This window comes from Kitasatospora sp. Root107, from assembly GCF_001424875.1.
Classification (GTDB): Bacteria; Actinomycetota; Actinomycetes; order Streptomycetales; family Streptomycetaceae; genus Kitasatospora.
In genome coordinates, this window is the sequence record NZ_LMCT01000025.1 from 1 (window position 1) to 17,814 (window position 17,814).

A 17,814-nucleotide genomic window follows, 5' to 3' on the forward strand; every position below is an offset into this window, starting at 1 on the left:
ACTGCTGGTTGCTGCCACCCCAGTCGGCGTACTGGACGAACTGCTGGTTGCTGCCACCCCAGTCGGCGTACTGGACGATCTTGCCGCCGTCGGCGGTGGAGGCGCCCTGGACCTCGAGGGCCTTGCTGCTGTGACGGTTCAGCAGGCGGACGTAGCCGTCGGCGGAGTCGGCGAGGCGGAACTGCTGGTTGGTCGCGTTGAGGTCGCTCCACTGGACGACGTCGGTGCCGTCGGCCGAGGACCAGCCGTAGTCGTCCAGCACCTTGCCGGAGTTACGGTTCTGCAGCCGGTAGTAGCCGCTGCCGGAGTCCAGGAATCGCCACTGCTGGGCTTCGTTGCTGGACCGGGTCCACTGGACGACGGGCGAACCGTCGGCGGTGGCGAAGTTGTAGTCGTCCAGCGCCTTGCCGCTGTTGCGGTTGACCAGCACGTACCACTTGCCGGTGTCGACCGAAGCAGCCGAGGCCGACGACGGGTTCACCATGGCCAGGAAGCCGGCCACGAAGACCATCGAGAGCAGGGCAGCCATCCGCGGCCGCCATCCTCGCCGTGTCGAGCTTCGTGGAGCTGTACCGAGAGCGTTCATCTGCACCCTCCTAGGGGCGACTTGGGCAGGGGTCGGTCCTTCTCGGTGCGTGCGGACCGGGCACGACACGTCCGAGGCGGCGGCAAGACGTGACCCCTGCGGGGGTGGGGGAGACCGGGTCTCCGGCGCATTGTTAGCGCTAACAACTTGAAAGTCGAACATCCGGCGTGTTGCAGGGAGAAAACCATGGGACCCGAGAGGCCGTCAAGTACCGTGCCGCAACCTGTCCGTTACTGAGGCGTCATCAGAATCTCGTCCTGTCAGAGTTGTTGACGGGACTGACCTGAGCGCTCACACTCTTCGGCGCGGGCGGCAGTTGGAAGCCGTTGCGCTATCGATCATCCGAGTGTTTGCGGATCAGGTCGGCCGGGTCCATCTGAATGATCGCCTCACCCTCCGTAGTCGCTTGCGGCGAAGGCCGTCAACTATCACTTCCAACCCGCGCAACCATCTGCACGAACTGCTGACTCTCCCGCCGACCACGGCTTCCAGTCACACGTGCTGTGACTGCTGGTGCATAGGATCGCCCGCATGGCACTGCGACCTGTTCAGGTGAACATCAAGGCTCTCGACCACGCGGCGGTAGGCCGGTTCTGGGCGGAGGCACTTGGCTGGACGGCGTACAGCCCGGGCGTGACCACCTACGTCGGCCCGGGCGGCGGCCTCGTCTGGCCGGATCCGGTCACCGTCTGCGTCGATGTCGTTCCCGTCCCCGAGCCCAAGACGAGGACGAAGAACCGTGTACACCTCGATCTCGCCACCAACTCGGCCACCCACCAGGTGGAGTTGGTCGCGCGCCTGAAGGCCCTCGGTGCGACGCCCGCCCAGGTCGGCCAGGGCGACGTGCCGTGGACGATCCTCGCCGACCCCGAGGGCAACGAGTTCTGCGTGCTGGAGCCCCGGGATATCTACCGGGACACCGGGCCGATCGCCGCGGTGGTGATCGACTGCACGGACCCGCGGGCCATGGCCCGGTTCTGGGACGAGGCGCTGGACTGGACCCTGCACGAAGTGGCCGACGATCACGCGGTGTTGCGCTCCGCCAAGGGTGTCGGCCCGTACCTCGAGTTCATCCGCACACCCGACGTGAAGACCGTGCCGGACCGCGTCCACCTCGACCTGCTGCCGTACCCCGGTGACGACACATCAGCGGAGGTGGCCCGACTGCGGGCCCTCGGCGCCACCGACCTCGACCTCGGCCAGGGCGACGTCCCGTGGACGTGCCTGGCCGACCCGGAGGGCCACGAGTTCTGCGTCCTCGCCCTGTCCTGACGCAGAATCGGAGCAGCGGCCGCCCGATCACACGGTTCGTCGGTGACGTGCCATAGGGTCCGCTCATGATCGCGCGTCCCACTGGGCAGGCGGAAGGGCCGTACGACGCCGCCTTCCTGCCACGCCAGCAGATGATCCTCAGAGCCGCCGGGCAACGGATCGCCGACCCGGTGGCCAAGTTCGGTGGCGAGCCTGTCTGGCTCTCCGAACCGACCTGGCCGGTGCATCCGGCCTCCGGCGAACCGCTGGTGTTCATCGGACAGTTCCCCGTACCAGGTCCCCAGCTCCGACTGGCCTACTGAGCAGGGCGACCTCTGGTCGAACATCGCCCACCACAGGCTGGGTCTACGGCCCACACCGGTTCAACGGTGGCGCCCTCCAGCTCGGCTCGGAGGAACCGGACCTCCCCGGGCCGTTGGTACTCCAGCCGTAGATCGTGATCATACGAAACCTGCGGCGCAGTACATGGCAGTGTGCGAGGATCCCGGCATGGCGGCGACTGAAACGGATCTCGTGCTCAAGCGGTTCGTCTCCGAGATTCGGCTGGCGGTGCCGACGGTGGCCGTGTGGGCACACGGTTCACTCGCGCTGGGCGACTTTCAGCCCGAGCACAGCGATCTTGATCTCATCGCGATAGTCGAAATGCCTCTGGATGGCGAGCAGAGGGATCGACTGACAGGCATTCACCAGCGGCTGCTGGACGAAGAGCCGGCCGCGGCCAAGTTGCACTGCTCGTACATGGTCAGGTCAGCGCTCTCCGAGGCCGAGACCCGTCATTTCACCTGGGCTCAAAGCATGCTCCTGGAACGCCCGGTGACACCGGTATCCCGCCGGGAGTTGCTCGACGGTGGGCTCACCCTCTACGGTCCGACGCCGACGGAACTGCTTCCGCCGCTCGCCCGCGGGCAGCTGGAGGACTTCATCCGGCGCGACTTGGCGGAGTTCTGGCTTCCGGCCACGGGCAAGCCCCTGCTCTGGATGCGGGACATCTGGGTGGACCTGGGCCTGCTGGTCCTGGCTCGCGCCACCGTCACGCTGCGCGACGGGCGGCTGATCACGAAGGGCGAAGCCCTGGCGGAACTGCTGGAACTCGGTGCGCCCGCAGACGTGGTTCGGGACATCCACGACCGCCGCTATGCAAATCCCGCGCCGATCAGCCGTCTGCGACGTGTCCGCCGAGCGATGCGGGCCCGCGCCTTCGTGCGGCGCGGCATCAGGCGCACTCTGGCTATGGGCTGAAGCCCTGCCCCAGCCGACAGCTCGGTTGCTGGTCGAGCACCTGCACGACGACGAGGCCGTGCTGGTGGTCGACGAGACCGGCGACATCGTCCGGGTTACGGACCGTCAGGACAGGTTGCGGCGGCGGGCGACGGGACTGAGGAGCAGGACGACCGGCGGGAACAGTGCCGTGGCACAGATCACCCAGAGGGCGGTGCGCGGGTCGGCGGCCGTCGCCAGTATGCCTGCGGTCAGGGCCCCGAGCGGCTGGACGCCCCAGGAGACGAACCGAACGGTGGCCATCACACGGGACAGCAGTTCGGGCGGGGAGTCGGTCTGCCGGTGGGTGCGGGTGGTGATCGAGCCGATGACGATGCCGAGTCCGAAACCGAAGCTGCCCAGGGCGAACCAGTACACGTTGCCGGTGTCCGTGGTCAGCGGCACCAGGAACAGGAACAGCACGCTGGTCACCGTGCTCGCGAGCAGCGCGCGGGCGGTCCCGAGCCGACGGGAGACCCACGGTGCCAGGGCCGCGCCGGCCAGCGCCCCGAGGCCGTCCGCCGCGATGACGAGGCCGAGCAGTGCCGGCGGCAGCCCAGCCTCACGGACCAGGTAGAGCGGGGTGAGTGCGGCGAAGCCCGCGCAGACGAAGTTGGCAGCGGTGGCCCACAGCATGCAGGGCAGCATCACCGGGTGCCGGGTGACGTATCGCCAGCCCTCGGCGATCAGCCGTGCCGTGCTCTCCTTCGGCCGCTCGGCCGGCCGGGTGGCGGGCAGGGTGCGCAGTACCAGCGCGGAGGTCAGGTAGCTGGCGGCGTCGGCGAGCAGCGCGCCGACCGGCCCTGCCGCCTGGACGAGGAGCCCGCCGGCCGAGGGTCCTGCGGTCTGGGTGACCGCATGCGTCCCTGACATCAGGCTGTTGCGGGCGGTGAGTTGCCCGGACGGGACGACAGCCGGCAGGAAGGTCGAGTTGGCGATGTCGTAGAGGACGGTGGCCGCGCCGGTGACGAGGGCGGCAAGGAGCAGGTGGAGGTAGCCGAGGCCGCCCAGCCACCAGGCGAGCGGGATCGAGCCGAGGGCGACGAACCGGAGCAGGTCCAAGGTGACCTGGAGGCGGCGGAGTTCGATGCGCTGGGCGACCACTCCGGCGGGCAGGCTGAGCAGCAGCCAGGAGATCTGCCCGGCCGCCGCCAACAGGGTGACCTGCAGCGCGGTCGCGTCGAGGACGGTGAGCGCGATCAGTGGGAGGGCGATCACCGTGACCGCACTGCCGGTATTGCTGACGGTGGCGGCGGCCCAGTAGCGCCAGAAGGCGACGGAGGGGGAGAGGGGCGGGACAGGAGCGGTTCTCTGCGCCGAGAGAGCGGGTGCGGCAGGGGAGGGCAAGTCCGAGGCTCCAGTCAGTTTCGTTTGGGAACTTACTTCGCTAGGTAAGTTCCTATCGGAAACTGACGGGGTGACGCAAGATGGTTCCCCCGGACTCGGGGACCGGAACACCGAGAGGTGCGGTCGACCGACGGCCCCCATCGCACCGATTGAGCGTCAAGGTCGAGGCTCAACGCGCTGACTCGGCAGGGAAACTGACGGCCGCAGTCCGCACAGCACTACCGACCTGGCCGTGATCACGCCGGTGCTGCCGAGGCAGCGCGCATCACGGCTGGAGGGGTTCTGATCAATGGTCAGGGGCGAAGGCCGAGACCGGCGGTGAGTGAGACGAGCGTTTCGTGGACCGTAGGTGCGGTCCGCATGTTCGCGGCGATCCGGTCGGCCGCCCTCCGACACGACGGGTCGGCGAGCTGCGCATTGGTGGGCTGGTCGGCGAAGAGCGGTCCTCCGCGCCGACCAGGACACCCTCCGCGGGCGTCGCAGGGGCACTGTTCTTGGCCCCGACTCCCCGTTCCGTCTCAAACACCTTGAGCCCTACGCCGAAGCGGCCCGCACGTGGCTGCACAGTGAGGCCGGGGTTTTCGAGGGTCGCCGACGTAGCCTGGTTCAGCTCGCGCGGGAGACCAGTTCGCTGTACTCGACGTCCGAGATGTCGGTGGCCTGCACGTACATCGCGACTCCGTCCAGGACGTTGCGGACCTGGTTGTAGGTCGAGGAGTGGACCATCCGGAGCTTGGTCGTCGTTCCCTCGGGGCACCAGGAAATCAGACTGATCTTGCGCCGCTCGCCGCCGCCCACCGTGAAGGCCAGGTCGTAGACGACGAAACGAGGCTCGTCCGCGGGCAGCTGATCGAGGAAGTCGTCGTACGTCTCCGCGGTACCGGACTTGTCGACGATCACCACTCGGGGCTTCTCCGGGCGTCGGCTACCCGGCTCGCGCGGCAACCGCCGACTCCAGCAGGGGCCAGCCGTCCAGTTCCACCGCCCGCCGCTCCCCCGGCTGCCACCCGCCGGCCGACGCCGCGTCGAGCAGCGCCCGTACGGCTCCTGGTTCGTGCAGGTTCAGGGGCCACCCCGGACGTACCCCACGTCCCCGGAACCCAGGGGAAACCCGCCCGGGACATACCGGCCCGGGCCCTCGGCGAAGACGATGCGCAGCGCACCACCGGCGCCGCGCGGCTGCGGATACAACGTCAGGGTCTCGCGACAGTCGGCTGATCGACCGCCGTCCGGCGCGCGATGGCTGTGACGGAGCGTCCACAGGTACGTACGCCCGTCGGCGACCAGTCGGCGAGGCTTCTTCGGATGATGAGGCACGGAGCCGACGGTACGCGGCCCCGATCGCGGTGGTACGGTTCGGCGCTGGTGCCTACCCGAAAGGCTCCCGGAGGAACGTGGCCTGACCCTTCGTCAGCGCTTCCGAAGCCGGAAAGGGCGCGCGGCTGACCACCTCACCGAACTCCGGCCGGCCACGGTGGGTGCCTGGAGGTCGGCCGGTCCGCCGCCGAGGGGCGTTCTCGTGAATCGCCGCCCCGGGCGGGTCGCCGTGATTGTGTGGACTCCCGTGTCCGATCCCAGGGAGGCCGCCGTGTCCCGAACCCCGCAGCAGATCTTCGAGAGCTACGTCTACGCCGGCTCCCTGACCCGGAATGCCGATGCGCTGGCAGAGAGCTTCACCGAGGACGGTGTGTTCGAGGCCCCGCTCATGCCTGCCGGCGCCGCTTTCCCCCGGCGGTTGGTGGGTCGCGAGGAGATCCGCAGCGCGATGGCGGCGTACTACGGGCGGCAGCCGAAGGACGGCCCCTCCCCGAACCTTGAGAAGACCGGATACGTGCTGCACACCACCGCCGACCCCGACGTGTTCATCGCCGAGATCGACACCGTCTTCGACGGGGAGGAGGGCGGGGACGACGTGACCGTCTCGCTGGTCCAGATCTTCCGCATCCGCGAGGGGAAGATCGCTCGGCTCCGCGACTACTTCGCGCCCGAGCTGCTGGCCTGAGGACGTCCGGAGCTGGAGCAGCGAGCGGGCGGCCGGTGAGCTCGGCTCGACTGGGCAGGTCTCGCGAACCCCGAGGCCGAGCGGCTCCGTGTGGAGGCGGCAGACGGCCACATCGGCAGTGTCGGATCCACAGGGCCGCTGTGCCCTCGAAGAGCACGGGCAATCCGCCGACCACCCGGCCTGCCGTCAGGGGAGGGGCCTGCCGCCGGTGGCGTTCACGATCTCGCCGGTGATGTAGCTGGCTTCCTGGGAGGCTAGGAAGACGTAGAGCGGTGCCATTTCGGCGGGTTGGGCAGGTCGGCCGAGTGGTGACTGCCTGCCGAAGGCTGCGACCCGGTCGGGTGGCATCGTGGCGGGGATGAGCGGTGTCCAGACGGGGCCGGGGGCGACCGCGTTGACGCGGATCCCGTCGGGAGCGAGCTGTTGGGCCAGGCCCTGGGTGAAGGTGACGATGGCGCCTTTGCTGGCGGCGTAGTCGAGCAGGTGCGAACCGGGCTGGTATGCCTGGACGGATGCGGTGTTGATGATCGACGAGCCCGGGCGCAGGTGCGGCAGCGCCGCCTGGCAGAGCCAGAACATCGCGTACACGTTGGTCTTCATCACCCGGTCGAACTGGTCGGTGCTGATCGCCGCGAGCCCCTCCTCCTGGGCCATCTGGTACGCGGCGTTGTTCACCAGCACGTCCAGGCCACCGAGTTCGTCGACCGTGCGGCCCACCAGCTCGGCGCAGAACCCCTCCTCCCGGACGTCCCCGGCCACCTTCACCGCCCGCCGGCCCGCTTCCCGGACCAGGCGGACGGTCTCGGCCGCGTCCTCCTCCTCGGCCGCCAGGTGACAGAACAGCAGGTCAGCTCCCTCCCTGGCGTACGCGAGGGCGACCGCCCGGCCGATCCCGGAATCGCCGCCGGTGATCAGCGCGACCCGGTCCCGGAGGCGGCCGGTGCCACGGTAGGAGGCCTCGCCGTAGTCGGGCTCCGGATCCATCCGCTCGCTTCGGCCCGGGTACGGCTGGCTCTGCTCGGCGAAGTCCGGCCGGGGGTACTGCCCGACCGGGTCCTGCGCAGTGAACTGGTCGCTGCTCATGGCATCCTCGCTGGTCGTTCGTTGACGGACATGGGGCGCCTGCCCGGCCGCGCCCAGTTCATCCTTGCTCGCGGGCACGGGTCGTGGTCGCAGGTGGTCCTGCATACACCTCCGCTCAGCGGGCAGCCGCTCCCCGAGGGGGAGACCGAGCGAGAAGGAGAGCACGATGAGCGACCCGTCGGACAGGCTGAAGCACAAGGCCGAGGAGCTCACGGGAAAGGCCAAGGAGAAGACCGGCCATGCGATCGGCGACGAACGGCTCGAGGCCGAGGGACAGGGCGATCAGGCCCAGTCGAAGGTCAAGCAGGCTGCGGACGATGTGAAGGACGCGGCCAGGAAGGGCACTGACAAGATCAGGAGCACCCTCGACCGCTGACTTCCGGCGACCCGCATCCACGCACAGGCGGACCGCAGCCGACGGGAGGTGCTCATCGCGGCCGGCCTGCGGGGCCGTCGGCGTCCGGCGGCTCACCGGGATCTGGCCCGGCTGACGGGAGGTGAGGCGGGATGACCGGTCCGACCTCGGACTGTCGGCGGACGGCCCGTCAGCTGACTGCCGCCCTGTCGGCCGCCGGCAGCACTCTCGCAGTCGCGGAGTCCCTGACCGGCGGCCGACTGGCCGTGCAGCACGCGGCGGTTGCCGGCGCCCTGGAACTTCTCCGGGAGCAACTCCGCCCTTGAAGCAGGGGCGGGTACGTAGCCCGGTAGGCCTCACCTTCCTCGCCCGCCGAACCTGGTGCTGCTCCTCGCACCAACACGCTGCCGATCCTGGACCGGGCCCTCACCCGGGTCGACGCCGAGGTGACCGCCCGACGTTCACGCCGACAGGGCCTCCCCGCCGTGGTCGGCCTCCTCCGCGCAGGCCGCGGCGAGGACGTCCAGTGACAGGTCCAGCGCGTGGGCCAGGGCTGCCACCGTGAAGAAGGCCGGGGTCGGGGCCCGGCCGGTCTCGATCTTGCGGAGGGTCTCGGCGGACACTCCGGCCGCGGCCGCCACGTCCACCATGCTGCGCTCGCCGCGGGCCTCGCGGAGCAGCGCGCCGAAGCGCTCGCCGCGTTGCCGCTCCTGCGGGCTCAAAGGAACTCTCACCATGACCGTGATACTAATACCGGTATAAGTATTGGGTCACACCGCCTCCCGAGGAGACACGAAGCATGGTGCAGATCAAGACCGACAGGGAACTGGCGACGATGCGCGAAGCCGGCCGCACCGTGGCCAACGCACTCGCGGCCGTCCGCGCGACGGCAGCCGTGGGAGTCAGCCTGCGCGAGCTCGACGAAGCCGCCCGCACCGTCCTGACCACGGCCGGAGCGCGTTCGCCGTTCCTCGGCTACCAGCCCTCCTTCGCCCCGATACCCTTCCCCGCCGTGATCTGTGCCTCCGTCAACGACGCCGTCGTGCACGGCATCCCCACCGACTACCGGCTGCGTGACGGCGACTTGGTCAGCATCGACTGCGGGGCCGAACTCGACGGCTGGACCGGCGACGCCGCGATCAGCTTCACCGTCGGCACCCCGCGCCCCGCCGACCTCGAACTCATCGCCGCCACTCAGCAGGCCCTGGACGCCGGCATCGCCGCAGCCATCGTCGGCCACCGCATCGGCGACATCGCCCACGCCGTCAGCACCGTCGCCCGCGAGGCCCGCTGCGGCATGCCGGCCGACTTCGGCGGCCACGGCATCGGCCGGCAGATGCACGAGGACCCCCACGTCCCCAACCACGGACGGCCCGGCCGCGGCTTCCGCCTGCGCCACGGACTCACCCTCGCCATCGAGCCGATGCTGATGGCCGGCGGACGCAACGAGTACCGCACCGACCCCGACGGGTGGACCCTGCGCACCATCGACGGCAGCCGGGCCGCCCACATCGAACACACCGTCGCCATCACCGAGGACGGCCCCCGCATCCTCACCCTGCCCTGACCCCGGATCCGGCTTCCGCTGCCCGTCCTTGACTTCAAGTGGGCTTCACCTTCTACCGTCGGACCAAGGCGACGGGACGGAGACGGTGATGGCACTGACCGAGCAGGAACGGGCGTACCTGGCGGGGCAGTCGCTCGGGCGGCTGGCGACGGTGGGCCCGGACGGGGGTCCGCAGGTGCGGCCGGTCTCGTTCCGGCTCAATCCGGACGGTACGGTCGACATCGGCGGGCCGAAGCTCAGTGAGAGCCGTAAGTACCGGAATCTGCAGGCGAATCCGCTGGTGTCGTTCGTGGTGGACGACTTTGCTCCGGCGGACGACCAGGTGGCGCCCGGGTGGGGGCGTGGGGTGGAACTGCGGGGCCGGGCCGATCTGTTGACGGGAGTGGCGCCGCCCCAGGCACCCGGGTTCTTCAGTGACGAGGTGATCCGGATTCACCCGGACCGCATCATCAGCTGGAACCTCGCGCACCGGGGCAACACCGCCCGGGACGTCAACGCGTCTGCGCCGCCAGCTCGTTGACGATCTGCTCGCACAGCTCGTGGGTGCGCAGCGCGTCCCGGGCCGACAGCACCTTGCCGGCCCGGACGGCGTCCAGGAAGCCGACCACCACCTGCTCGATCCCGCGCTGCCGGGCCACCGACACCCAGTCGCCCCGGCGCCGTACGGTGGGCTGGCCGCGGTGGTCGATCACCTCGGCGAGGTTGTGCACGGCCCGCTTGGACTCGCCGCCGGAGACCTCGAGGATCTCCTCGGTGGAGCCGGAGAGGCGGTTCATGATGCCGAGGGCGGTGAAGCCCTCGCCCGCCAGGGTCAGCACCACGTGCTCGACCAGGCCGTCGCGGATCCGGGACCGGACGTCGACGTGGTCGATCTCGCCGGGGGCCAGGAACAGCAAGGTGTCCACCACGTGGATGAAGTCGTCGAAGACGAGGGTCCGGGCGGCCTCCGGCAGGCCCTCGCGGTTCTTCTGCAGCACGATCAGGTCGCGCGGCCGCTCCTTGGCCATCAGGTAGCCGGGGGCGTGCCGACGGTTGAAGCCGACCGCCAGCGACCGGTTCTGACGCTCGGCCAGTTCGACCAGCACCCGGGCACCGTCCAGGTGGTAGTCGAGCGGCTTGTCGACGTACACGTCGATGCCCGCCTCCAGCAGTGCGGTGACGATCGGCACGTGCTGGTCGGTGGCGGCGTGCACGAAGGCGGCTCGCAGGCCGCTGTCGATCAGTTCGCCTAGGTCGGTGTAGCGCTGCGGGATCCGGTAGCTGTCGCCGATCCGGTCGAGCTTGGCCCGGTCCCGGGTCATCAGCCGCAGGTCCAGGCCGGGCAGCGCGGCGAGCACCGGCAGGTACGCCTTCTGTGCGATGTCGCCGAGTCCGATCACCCCGACCGGGATCGGCTCGGTCGCGGGGTCCGGCGCGTGCTCGCTCATCGGGGGTACTCCAACCGTTCGTCCAGCGGCGGCGCCACGCCGTCGTGGTGCCCGGCCACGCTCAGCAGCATATGCCAGAACGGGTCCTGATCAGTCAGAACAGACATCCGATCAGTCAGAACTGGCCCCTGAACGCCCACTTGACAGTACGGCCGTCACTCCACCGCGAGCGGCGCCGCAGCCGAGGTCAGCGCGGCCAGCACCGGACGGATCAGCGGGTGCCGCTCCGCCCCGGTCCGGATCGCCGCGAACACCTTCCGGGTGGCCAGCGCGCTGTCCACCGGCCGGACCGCCACCGCCGCCAGGTCGGTCCCGCGCAGCGCCGAGCGCGGCACCAGGGCGACCCCCGCGCCGGCCGAGGCGAGCGCGACCACCGCGCGGAAGTCGTCCGAGGAGTGCACCAGCCGTGGCTGGAACCCGGCGTACTCGCAGGCCAGCAGCACCACGTCGTGGCACGGGTTGCCGGGATAGGGACCGATCCACGGCTCGGTGGCCAGCTCGGCCACCGCGATCGGCCCGACGCCCGCTGCCAGCGGGTGCCCGAGCGGCAGCACCGCGTCGAACGGCTCGGCGTACAGCGCCACCCGGGTCAGCCGCTGGTCGTCGGCCCGGGGTGCACCCCGGTACTCCACCGCGACCGCGAGATCCGCCCGGCCGTCGAGCACCATCGGCAGGCTGGCGTCCCCTTCGGCGTCCAGCACCCGGAGCCGCACGCCCGGGGCGGTCTCGGCCAGCGCACTGATCGCCGGGGCCAGCACCAGCGCGATCCCGGTGGCGAACGCCGCCACCTTCACCTCGCCCGCGACGCCCTCGCGGTACGCGGCGAGGTCGGCCTCGGCCCGCTCCAGCTGGGCCAGCACCAGATCGGCGTGGAGCAGCAGGATCTCCCCCGCCGCGGTCAGCCGGACCCCCCTGCCCTCCCGTGCGAGAAGTTCGTGGCCGGTCTCCTGCTCCAGTGCGGCAAGCTGCTGGGAGACGGCCGAGGGTGTCAGGTAGAGCGCGGCGGCGGCGGCCGTCACCGTCCGGTGGTCGGCCACGGCCCGCAGGGTCCGCAACCGTCTTGCGTCGATCACGCCACCATTCTGCCAGCGCGCCGCCCCAGGTCAGAAACCCGGTCGCCCCGGTCGGGCTCCGGCCACGGCCGCTCGGCGTTGGCCGAAATTCGCCCTTCGCCTTTCGCCCCGCGCCGTAACGGAGTTGTACCAGGACGCCCACCGCCCGTTCCGTTGTCCGCCTCGACTACTACGCTACGAACGACGACACACAGTCCGTACTGGGTACGCCTTCAACCCGAGGTCAAGGTCCGGTAGTGGTAGCGGAGTTCCGTGTGTATCGTCGCGTTCTGCGATCACGGGCCGACCACGAGCAGCTGGGGGGCAGCAGCAATGGCACTCGAGTTACCTTCGGAATTGACGTTCGTACTGAAACTCCTCGGGGTGAACTGGCCCCAGGCGAACGAGGACGAACTGACCAGACTGGCCGACCAGCTGGACAAGCTGGCCTCGGCCATCGACTCCACCCAGATGGCGGCCGACAAGGCGCTCGCCAAACTGGGTGAGGTCTATCACGGGGAGTCCGCCGACAAGCTGGCCGAGCTGTGGGGCACGATCTCCAAGTACTCCAGCATCGTGGTGGACGTCCTGGGTGTCGCCTCCACCGCGATCAAGGCCGCCGCCCTGGTGATCCAGGTGTGCAAGGGCCAGGCTCTGGTCCAACTGATCAACATCCAGGCCCAGTTGGCGGCCTCCTCGGCCACCTTCGGCCTGAGCACGCCCGCCATCATCGCGGCCGGCAAGGTGATCCTCTCCGAGATCCTGGACGAGGCGGTCTCCCGGCTCGCCCACGAGCTCGCCAAGCCGATCGCCGACCTGGCGGAGACCGTGGTCGCCAAGGTGATGGGCAGCGGCTCCGGGAGCGGTGGCGCCGGCAAGGGCTTCGGCGTCGACGTGGCGGCGATGGCCCAGTGCGCGCTGGAGGTCCGGAAGCACTCCGACGACGTGGACAGCGCGGGCAGTTCGTTCCGCCGGGTGGTCGACAGCCTGGACGTCGGCAAGCCCGGTGACGCGTTCGGCAAGCTCGCCATCGCCATCGCCGAGGAGGTCGCCAAGACCGTCGGCATGGACGTGCTCACCCGGATTCTCAACTCGTTCCGCGGCACCGCCGACAAGATGGACACGGTGGTCCGCAACCTGTCCGAGAACGAGGACACCCACACCCAGGCGATGAACGGCGGCATGTCACTGCTGGGCACCAGCTTCGGCAAGGGCCCGACCGGCCCCACCCTGCTGACGGGTGGAGCCGGCGGTCAGTCCGGCGGGGCCGGCGGCGGCCACCGCGACCCCGGCCTGGCGGCCTTCGACGGGCTACGCCCCAATATCGGCGGCGCCCTTGGCGGCAAGCTCGGTGGCAAGCTCGGCGCGGGCGGACACGAAGGCTTCGACAGCGCGCTCAACGTCCTCGGTGGAATGAGCGGCGGAAAGCTGAACCCGAATACGGGCCTGCCCGTGGGGAACCACGGGGAAGGAGAAGCCAATCACGTAAACGCCACGGGCCAGCAGCAGTTCGGCCAGCCGACCGGCCTGGGCCGCGTCACCAACCATAACGGGAGCAATGGGGTGCTCGCCCGGAAGGATGTCGAAGCCGGCGGCGGTCATCCGGGCTCGGAACAGCGCGGTGTTGGCGGCCAGCCGGTCGCGCAGACTCCCGGAATGCTCAATCAGGTCCAGCACGGTCAGGGAGGCCGCGGCAATCACGGGGGCCAGGGAGTTGGAGAAAAGGTACGGTCGGCTGCGCTGGCGCAGCAGCGCAACAATCTCGGCTCGCGCCGCGACGTACCCGCCGGAGGCCCCACCGAGCGCCTTGCCGAGGGTCCCGGTGATGATGTCGACGCGGTCCATGACCCCGTGCAGCTCGGGCGTACCGCGCCCACCGTTGCCGATGAACCCGACGGCATGTGAGTCGTCGACCATGACCATCGCGTCGTAGCGGTCGGCGAGGTCGCAGATCTCGCGGAGCGGGGCGATGTAGCCGTCCATGGAGAACACGCCGTCGGTGACGATGAGCCGGCGGCGTGCGTCCTGGCTGTCCTGGAGCTGCTTCTCCAGGTCGGCCAGGTCGCGGTTGGCGTAGCGGTACCGGCGGGCCTTGCAGAGCCGGATGCCGTCGATGATCGAGGCGTGGTTGAGCGCGTCCGAGATGACCGCGTCGCGCTCGTCCAGCAGCGTCTCGAAGACGCCGCCGTTGGCGTCGAAGCAGGAGGAGTACAGGATCGTGTCCTCCTGGCCGAGGAAGCCCGAGAGGCGCTCCTCCAGCTGCTTGTGGACGTCCTGGGTGCCGCAGATGAAACGCACCGAGGCCATGCCGTAGCCCCAGCGGTCCAGCGCCTCCTTGGCCGAGGCGACCACCGCGGGGTGGTCGGCCAGGCCGAGGTAGTTGTTGGCGCAGAAGTTCAGCACCTCGCCCTGCCCGCCGCCGGTCACCGTGACCGAGGCGTTCTGCGGGCTGCCGATGACCCGCTCCGGCTTGAACAGACCGGCCTCACGGATCTCGGTCAGGGTCGCGGCGAGGTCATCACGGACATTGTCGAACACAGGGGCTCCTACCTGATGATCTGATGGGTGATCAGACGGTCCAGTCGAGGATGATCTTGCCGCAACGGCCGGCGGCGGCCTCGTCGAAGGCGGCCTCGTAGTCCGCTGCGGCGTACCGGCCGGTGATCACCGGGCTCAGGTCGAGGCCGCCCTCGAGCAGCACCGACATGGCGTACCAGGTCTCGAACATCTCCCGGCCGTAGATGCCCTTGATGGTGATCATCGAGGTGACGATCGAGGCCCAGTCCACCGGGAACTGCTCGGCGGGCAGGCCGAGCATGGCGATCTTGCCGCCGTGCGTCATGTTGGCGATCATCGACTGCATCGCCTCGGGGCGGCCGGACATCTCCAGGCCGACGTCGAAGCCCTCGCGCATGCCGAGCTTGCGCTGGCCGTCCTCGATGGACTGCTCGGCGACGTTCAGCGCGAGCGTGACGCCGACCTCGCGGGCCAGGTCGAGGCGGTACGGCGAGACGTCGGTGATCACCACGTTGCGGGCACCGGCGTGCTTGGCGACGGCGGCGGCCATGATGCCGATCGGGCCCGCGCCGGTGATCAGCACGTCCTCGCCGACCAGCGGGAAGGAGAGCGCGGTGTGCACCGCGTTGCCGAACGGGTCGAAGATCGCGGCCACGTCCAGGTCGACCGGCACCCGGTGCACCCAGACGTTGGAGGCGGGCAGCGCGACGAACTCGGCGAACGCGCCGTCCCGGCCGACACCCAGGCCGATGGTGTTGCGGCACAGGTGGCGGCGCCCGGCCAGACAGTTGCGGCACTTGCCGCAGACCAGGTGACCCTCGCCGCTGACCAGGTCACCGACGTTGACGTCGGTCACCCCGGCGCCGATCTCGGCCACCTCGCCGACGAACTCGTGACCGAGCGTCAGCGGCGTCCTGATCGTCTGCTGCGCCCAGCCGTCCCACTTCCGGATGTGCAGGTCGGTGCCGCAGATCCCGGTCCGGAGCACCTTGATCAGCACCTCGGCCGGGCCGATCACGGGCTTGGGGACGTCCATCAGCCAGAGTCCCGGCTCGGCCTTCTGCTTGACGAGTGCCTTCACGGCGACGGCTCCTGACGCACGGTGGGACGGTCCTGGGCTGCCGACGGCCTGACCCGGATCATGACCGGGGCCGCACGGCACTGTGCAATCTGCCTGCTGAGCGCGGCTGCGGTCCATCGAGGAATTCTTAACGGCCGCCACAGCTCGGCTTCACGATCGTCCCCGAGCCCGCCCCCACCGGCCCGCCGCCGTGCCGGGGACCACCCGGACGGCGGTACCCCGGCGCTGCCACTGAAACCCGGGCGCCACCCGCGCCCCGGCCGGGCCGACGGTCCGTCAGTTCCGCTGGAAGACACGGAAGTTGTTCCTTAGCAGATTCGGGCATATGCCCGATGAATATGCCCGAATCCGACCCACGATCGGATGGACCGGGCTAGCGTTACGTCCCGCAAAGGTTACCGCCTGTGAGCGCGGGACCACAGCTGTGCCCTGCCACGGGTACGGCGGGAGGGAAGCGGACCCGTGCCGGGAATTGATGACTGCCTTGCCGAGGCGATGGGCGTACCGGGTGCCCTCGGGGCCAGCCTGGTCGACTGGACCAGCGGCCTCGCGCTCGGCACCGCCGGGGCGGGCCCCGGCGGTGACCACGAGGCCGGGGCCGCCGACGCGACCGAGCTGGCCCGGGCGGTCACCCAGAGCACCTCGTTCACCGACCCGGCCGCCGGCACCGCGCCCGCCGAGGACCTGATCCTCAGCACCGGCGCCGCCTACCACCTGGTCCGCTTCCTGGAGACCGACTTCGACAGCAGCCTGATCCTCTACCTCCGGCTGGACCGCGAGCGCGCCAACCTGGCCATGGCCAGACTCCGACTGGCCGCCATCGCCGAGCAGTTGGTGCTGGACTGATGATCGTCACCCTGCCCGCTCCGGCCCCACCCGCTGCGCCCGCACCCGCCCTCCGGCTCCCCCGTCGGCGCCGGTCCGGCCGCTCCCCCGCCGGGCCGGTGGAGGCCGCACTCGCCGACCTCGCCGCCGCCCGGGCCACCGGCACCCTGTACGCCAGCGCCGGCGCCCTGCACCTGGCCGACGGCGCGGTGGTGGACGCGGACAGCCCGGCCGCACCGGGCGTCGAGGCCCTGCTCACCGGCTGCGGCCGGCTGACCGGGCCGCAGTGGGCCGCCCAGCTGGCCGCCTGCGCCGGCACCGGCCGTACCCTGGCGGAGCAGCTGGTCGGCGCCGGCCACGTCAGCTTCGGCGAGCTCCAACTCTGCCAGCTGACCGCAGTGTTGGACGCCGCGTATGTCGTGCTGAGCCGCCCCGAAGGGGACGGGGGCGAGCCGAGCTTCGTGCCCGGCAGCGCACCGCTGCTCACGCTCGACCGGCCGATGAGCGTCCGCGAGCTGCGGGTGGCGGTCGGCCGCAGGCGGGCCCTGCTCGACCGGGTCTGGCCATCACCACAGTTGGACGCGGTCGCCGTCCGCCGCCGCCCCGGCACGGTGCCACGCGGCTGCACCCGGCGTCGGCAGGCCGTGCTGGAGGCCGCCGACGGGCACCGTACGCCGACCGAGATCGCCCTGCTGCTGGGCCGGTCCGCCTACGGCACCGTCCTGGACGTCCGGCACCTGGCCGCCCGCGGGCTGGTCGAGCCGGGTGGCCTGACCGCCGCCCCACCTGCCCTACCACCCAGATCCGCCGCACCGCCCGGATCCGCCGCCCCACCGGCGTACGACCCGTCAGATCCGCACGTCGCCCTGCTGCTCAGGATCCGAGCCGGCCTGGAGGCCCGACTGTGAGTGTTCCACCCGTCCGTACCGTCCGCCCGATCGAGTCATGAAGCGCACCTTGCGACAGTTCACCGGCCGCCGGCCACCCGTCCTGATAGATCCCGAACTGCTGGCCGGCCCCGGCCTGCTCGACGAACTGAGCGGGCTACGGGCCAGAGTCCCGCATCTGACCGGCAGTCTGGTCGCCACCACCGACGGCCTGGTGGTCGCCCACGACACCCGGGGCCTGGAGCCGTCCGGGGTCGCGGCGCTCACCGCCGCCGCGCTCGGGGTCGGCGCCCGGCTGGCCGAGGCGACCGGGCAGGGAGAGTTCCGCGAGCTGCTCACCCGGGGCGAACTCGGCTACACCGCCACCTACGCGGCGGGCAGCTTCGTGGTGCTCACCCTGCTGGCCGGTCCTGACGCAAACATCGGCCGCCTGCACCTGGAGGCCCGCCGGGCCGGGCGGCGGATCGCCGAACTGTCCGACGCCGTGCTGGCCCGCCAGGACCGCGACTGACCTCTCTACCCACCTGTCCCGAACCTCACCGCAGAATAGGAGAGC

The 17,814-nt window shown here is 70.4% G+C and carries 21 protein-coding genes and 2 pseudogenes; 12 read left to right on the forward strand and 11 right to left on the reverse strand.

Going from position 1 to position 17,814, the window contains the following annotated elements; genetic code table 11:
* Positions 1-529, reverse strand: a 529-nt coding sequence (locus ASC99_RS21670) for an RICIN domain-containing protein (protein WP_200948371.1), incomplete at its 3' end; no start/stop codon positions are given.
* 588 nt (positions 530-1,117) lie between these two features.
* On the opposite strand from ASC99_RS21670, the gene ASC99_RS21675 reads away from it, so the two are divergent.
* The 3 genes from ASC99_RS21675 (at position 1,118) to ASC99_RS21685 (ending at position 3,097) form a co-directional block, all read left to right on the forward strand.
* Complete coding sequence (locus tag ASC99_RS21675; RefSeq protein WP_057234605.1) at positions 1,118-1,858, forward strand: VOC family protein; 741 nt, start codon at positions 1,118-1,120, stop codon at positions 1,856-1,858.
* A 65-nt stretch (positions 1,859-1,923) separates the two neighbouring features.
* A complete protein-coding gene (locus tag ASC99_RS21680; RefSeq protein WP_057234607.1) occupies positions 1,924-2,160 on the forward strand; it encodes a hypothetical protein in 237 nt (78 codons plus the stop codon).
* Between the two features lie 187 nt (positions 2,161-2,347).
* A complete protein-coding gene (locus ASC99_RS21685; RefSeq protein ID WP_057234609.1) occupies positions 2,348-3,097 on the forward strand; it encodes a nucleotidyltransferase domain-containing protein in 750 nt (249 codons plus the stop codon).
* A 105-nt stretch (positions 3,098-3,202) separates the two neighbouring features.
* On the opposite strand, the gene ASC99_RS21690 is transcribed toward ASC99_RS21685, so the two are convergent.
* Positions 3,203-4,462 carry an MFS transporter gene (locus tag ASC99_RS21690; RefSeq protein ID WP_057234610.1) on the reverse strand — a complete coding sequence of 420 codons (1,260 nt, stop codon included), beginning with the start codon at positions 4,460-4,462 and terminating at the stop codon, positions 3,203-3,205.
* 433 nt (positions 4,463-4,895) lie between these two features.
* On the opposite strand from ASC99_RS21690, the pseudogene ASC99_RS40845 reads away from it, so the two are divergent.
* Positions 4,896-5,171, forward strand: a pseudogene (locus ASC99_RS40845) (hypothetical protein); the annotation flags it as partial.
* On the opposite strand, the gene ASC99_RS21695 reads toward ASC99_RS40845, so the two are convergent.
* Both ASC99_RS21695 and ASC99_RS40850 read right to left on the reverse strand, forming a co-directional pair.
* Complete coding sequence (locus tag ASC99_RS21695; RefSeq protein WP_057234612.1) at positions 5,069-5,365, reverse strand: actin depolymerization factor/cofilin-like domain-containing protein; 297 nt, start codon at positions 5,363-5,365, stop codon at positions 5,069-5,071. The pseudogene ASC99_RS40845 and the gene ASC99_RS21695 overlap by 103 nt on opposite strands.
* Positions 5,366-5,387: 22 nt before the next feature.
* Positions 5,388-5,779 (reverse strand): annotated as a pseudogene (locus ASC99_RS40850) (hypothetical protein).
* Between the two features lie 271 nt (positions 5,780-6,050).
* On the opposite strand from ASC99_RS40850, the gene ASC99_RS21700 reads away from it, so the two are divergent.
* Positions 6,051-6,464: a nuclear transport factor 2 family protein gene (locus ASC99_RS21700; protein ID WP_057234614.1), complete on the forward strand. Its 414-nt coding sequence runs from the start codon at positions 6,051-6,053 to the stop codon at positions 6,462-6,464.
* Between the two features lie 186 nt (positions 6,465-6,650).
* On the opposite strand, the gene ASC99_RS21705 is transcribed toward ASC99_RS21700, so the two are convergent.
* Positions 6,651-7,547 (reverse strand): SDR family oxidoreductase, encoded by an 897-nt coding sequence (locus ASC99_RS21705; protein ID WP_057234615.1) that lies wholly within the window; start codon positions 7,545-7,547, stop codon positions 6,651-6,653.
* A 166-nt stretch (positions 7,548-7,713) separates the two neighbouring features.
* Between ASC99_RS21705 and ASC99_RS21710 the strand changes: the two genes are divergently transcribed.
* Positions 7,714-7,923, forward strand: a complete 210-nt coding sequence (locus tag ASC99_RS21710; protein ID WP_057234617.1) for a CsbD family protein — start codon at positions 7,714-7,716, stop codon at positions 7,921-7,923.
* Between the two features lie 131 nt (positions 7,924-8,054).
* Complete coding sequence (locus tag ASC99_RS37495; RefSeq protein WP_082598521.1) at positions 8,055-8,228, forward strand: CinA family protein; 174 nt, start codon at positions 8,055-8,057, stop codon at positions 8,226-8,228.
* Between the two features lie 135 nt (positions 8,229-8,363).
* Here ASC99_RS37495 and ASC99_RS21715 read toward each other — a convergent pair whose 3' ends face one another.
* Positions 8,364-8,639, reverse strand: a complete 276-nt coding sequence (locus ASC99_RS21715; RefSeq protein ID WP_057234619.1) for a helix-turn-helix domain-containing protein — start codon at positions 8,637-8,639, stop codon at positions 8,364-8,366.
* 62 nt (positions 8,640-8,701) lie between these two features.
* Here ASC99_RS21715 and map point away from each other — a divergent pair, with 62 nt between their 5' ends.
* Together map and ASC99_RS21725 are read left to right on the forward strand one after the other, a co-directional pair.
* On the forward strand, positions 8,702-9,469 hold the full coding sequence (map, locus tag ASC99_RS21720) for a type I methionyl aminopeptidase (protein WP_057234620.1): 768 nt from the start codon (positions 8,702-8,704) through the stop codon (positions 9,467-9,469).
* A gap of 88 nt (positions 9,470-9,557) precedes the next feature.
* Complete coding sequence (locus ASC99_RS21725; RefSeq protein ID WP_057234621.1) at positions 9,558-9,989, forward strand: PPOX class F420-dependent oxidoreductase; 432 nt, start codon at positions 9,558-9,560, stop codon at positions 9,987-9,989.
* Here the strand turns inward: ASC99_RS21725 and ASC99_RS21730 are convergent.
* The 5 genes from ASC99_RS21730 to tdh form a co-directional block, all read right to left on the reverse strand.
* On the reverse strand, positions 9,961-10,860 hold the full coding sequence (locus ASC99_RS21730; protein WP_304440498.1) for a Gfo/Idh/MocA family protein: 900 nt from the start codon (positions 10,858-10,860) through the stop codon (positions 9,961-9,963). The genes ASC99_RS21725 and ASC99_RS21730 overlap by 29 nt on opposite strands.
* Before the next feature lie 191 nt (positions 10,861-11,051).
* Positions 11,052-11,969, reverse strand: coding sequence for a LysR family transcriptional regulator (locus ASC99_RS21735; protein ID WP_057234624.1), 918 nt, complete (start codon positions 11,967-11,969; stop codon positions 11,052-11,054).
* A 324-nt stretch (positions 11,970-12,293) separates the two neighbouring features.
* Complete coding sequence (locus ASC99_RS21745) at positions 12,294-13,109, reverse strand: hypothetical protein (protein WP_157531669.1); 816 nt, start codon at positions 13,107-13,109, stop codon at positions 12,294-12,296.
* Between the two features lie 150 nt (positions 13,110-13,259).
* Positions 13,260-14,486, reverse strand: coding sequence for a glycine C-acetyltransferase (locus ASC99_RS21750; RefSeq protein WP_057234630.1), 1,227 nt, complete (start codon positions 14,484-14,486; stop codon positions 13,260-13,262).
* A gap of 31 nt (positions 14,487-14,517) precedes the next feature.
* Positions 14,518-15,546, reverse strand: a complete 1,029-nt coding sequence (gene tdh, locus ASC99_RS21755) for an L-threonine 3-dehydrogenase (RefSeq protein WP_057234632.1) — start codon at positions 15,544-15,546, stop codon at positions 14,518-14,520.
* Positions 15,547-16,008: 462 nt separating this feature from the next.
* Between tdh and ASC99_RS21760 the strand changes: the two genes are divergently transcribed.
* The 3 genes from ASC99_RS21760 to ASC99_RS21770 are packed head-to-tail and all read left to right on the forward strand — an operon-like array spanning position 16,009 to position 17,769.
* Complete coding sequence (locus tag ASC99_RS21760; RefSeq protein WP_057234634.1) at positions 16,009-16,392, forward strand: hypothetical protein; 384 nt, start codon at positions 16,009-16,011, stop codon at positions 16,390-16,392.
* Positions 16,392-17,279: a hypothetical protein gene (locus ASC99_RS21765; RefSeq protein ID WP_057234635.1), complete on the forward strand. Its 888-nt coding sequence runs from the start codon at positions 16,392-16,394 to the stop codon at positions 17,277-17,279. The genes ASC99_RS21760 and ASC99_RS21765 overlap by 1 nt, the downstream gene beginning before the upstream one ends.
* A 37-nt stretch (positions 17,280-17,316) precedes the next feature.
* Complete coding sequence (locus ASC99_RS21770) at positions 17,317-17,769, forward strand: roadblock/LC7 domain-containing protein (RefSeq protein ID WP_082598522.1); 453 nt, start codon at positions 17,317-17,319, stop codon at positions 17,767-17,769.
* Positions 17,770-17,814 lie beyond the last annotated feature (45 nt).

Bases quoted from the DNA above. Each gene is read 5' to 3' on its own strand.
- ASC99_RS21705 (WP_057234615.1), bottom strand. From the start codon at position 7,547: ATGAGCAGCGACCAGTTCACTGCGCAGGACCCGGTCGGGCAGTACCCC.
- ASC99_RS21710 (WP_057234617.1), top strand. From the start codon at position 7,714: ATGAGCGACCCGTCGGACAGGCTGAAGCACAAGGCCGAGGAGCTCACG.
- ASC99_RS21770 (WP_082598522.1), top strand. From the start codon at position 17,317: ATGAAGCGCACCTTGCGACAGTTCACCGGCCGCCGGCCACCCGTCCTG.
- ASC99_RS21685 (WP_057234609.1), top strand. From the start codon at position 2,348: ATGGCGGCGACTGAAACGGATCTCGTGCTCAAGCGGTTCGTCTCCGAG.
- map (WP_057234620.1), top strand. From the start codon at position 8,702: ATGGTGCAGATCAAGACCGACAGGGAACTGGCGACGATGCGCGAAGCC.
- ASC99_RS37495 (WP_082598521.1), top strand. From the start codon at position 8,055: ATGACCGGTCCGACCTCGGACTGTCGGCGGACGGCCCGTCAGCTGACT.
- ASC99_RS21715 (WP_057234619.1), bottom strand. From the start codon at position 8,639: ATGGTGAGAGTTCCTTTGAGCCCGCAGGAGCGGCAACGCGGCGAGCGC.
- ASC99_RS21680 (WP_057234607.1), top strand. From the start codon at position 1,924: ATGATCGCGCGTCCCACTGGGCAGGCGGAAGGGCCGTACGACGCCGCC.
- ASC99_RS21725 (WP_057234621.1), top strand. From the start codon at position 9,558: ATGGCACTGACCGAGCAGGAACGGGCGTACCTGGCGGGGCAGTCGCTC.
- ASC99_RS21675 (WP_057234605.1), top strand. From the start codon at position 1,118: ATGGCACTGCGACCTGTTCAGGTGAACATCAAGGCTCTCGACCACGCG.
- ASC99_RS21765 (WP_057234635.1), top strand. From the start codon at position 16,392: ATGATCGTCACCCTGCCCGCTCCGGCCCCACCCGCTGCGCCCGCACCC.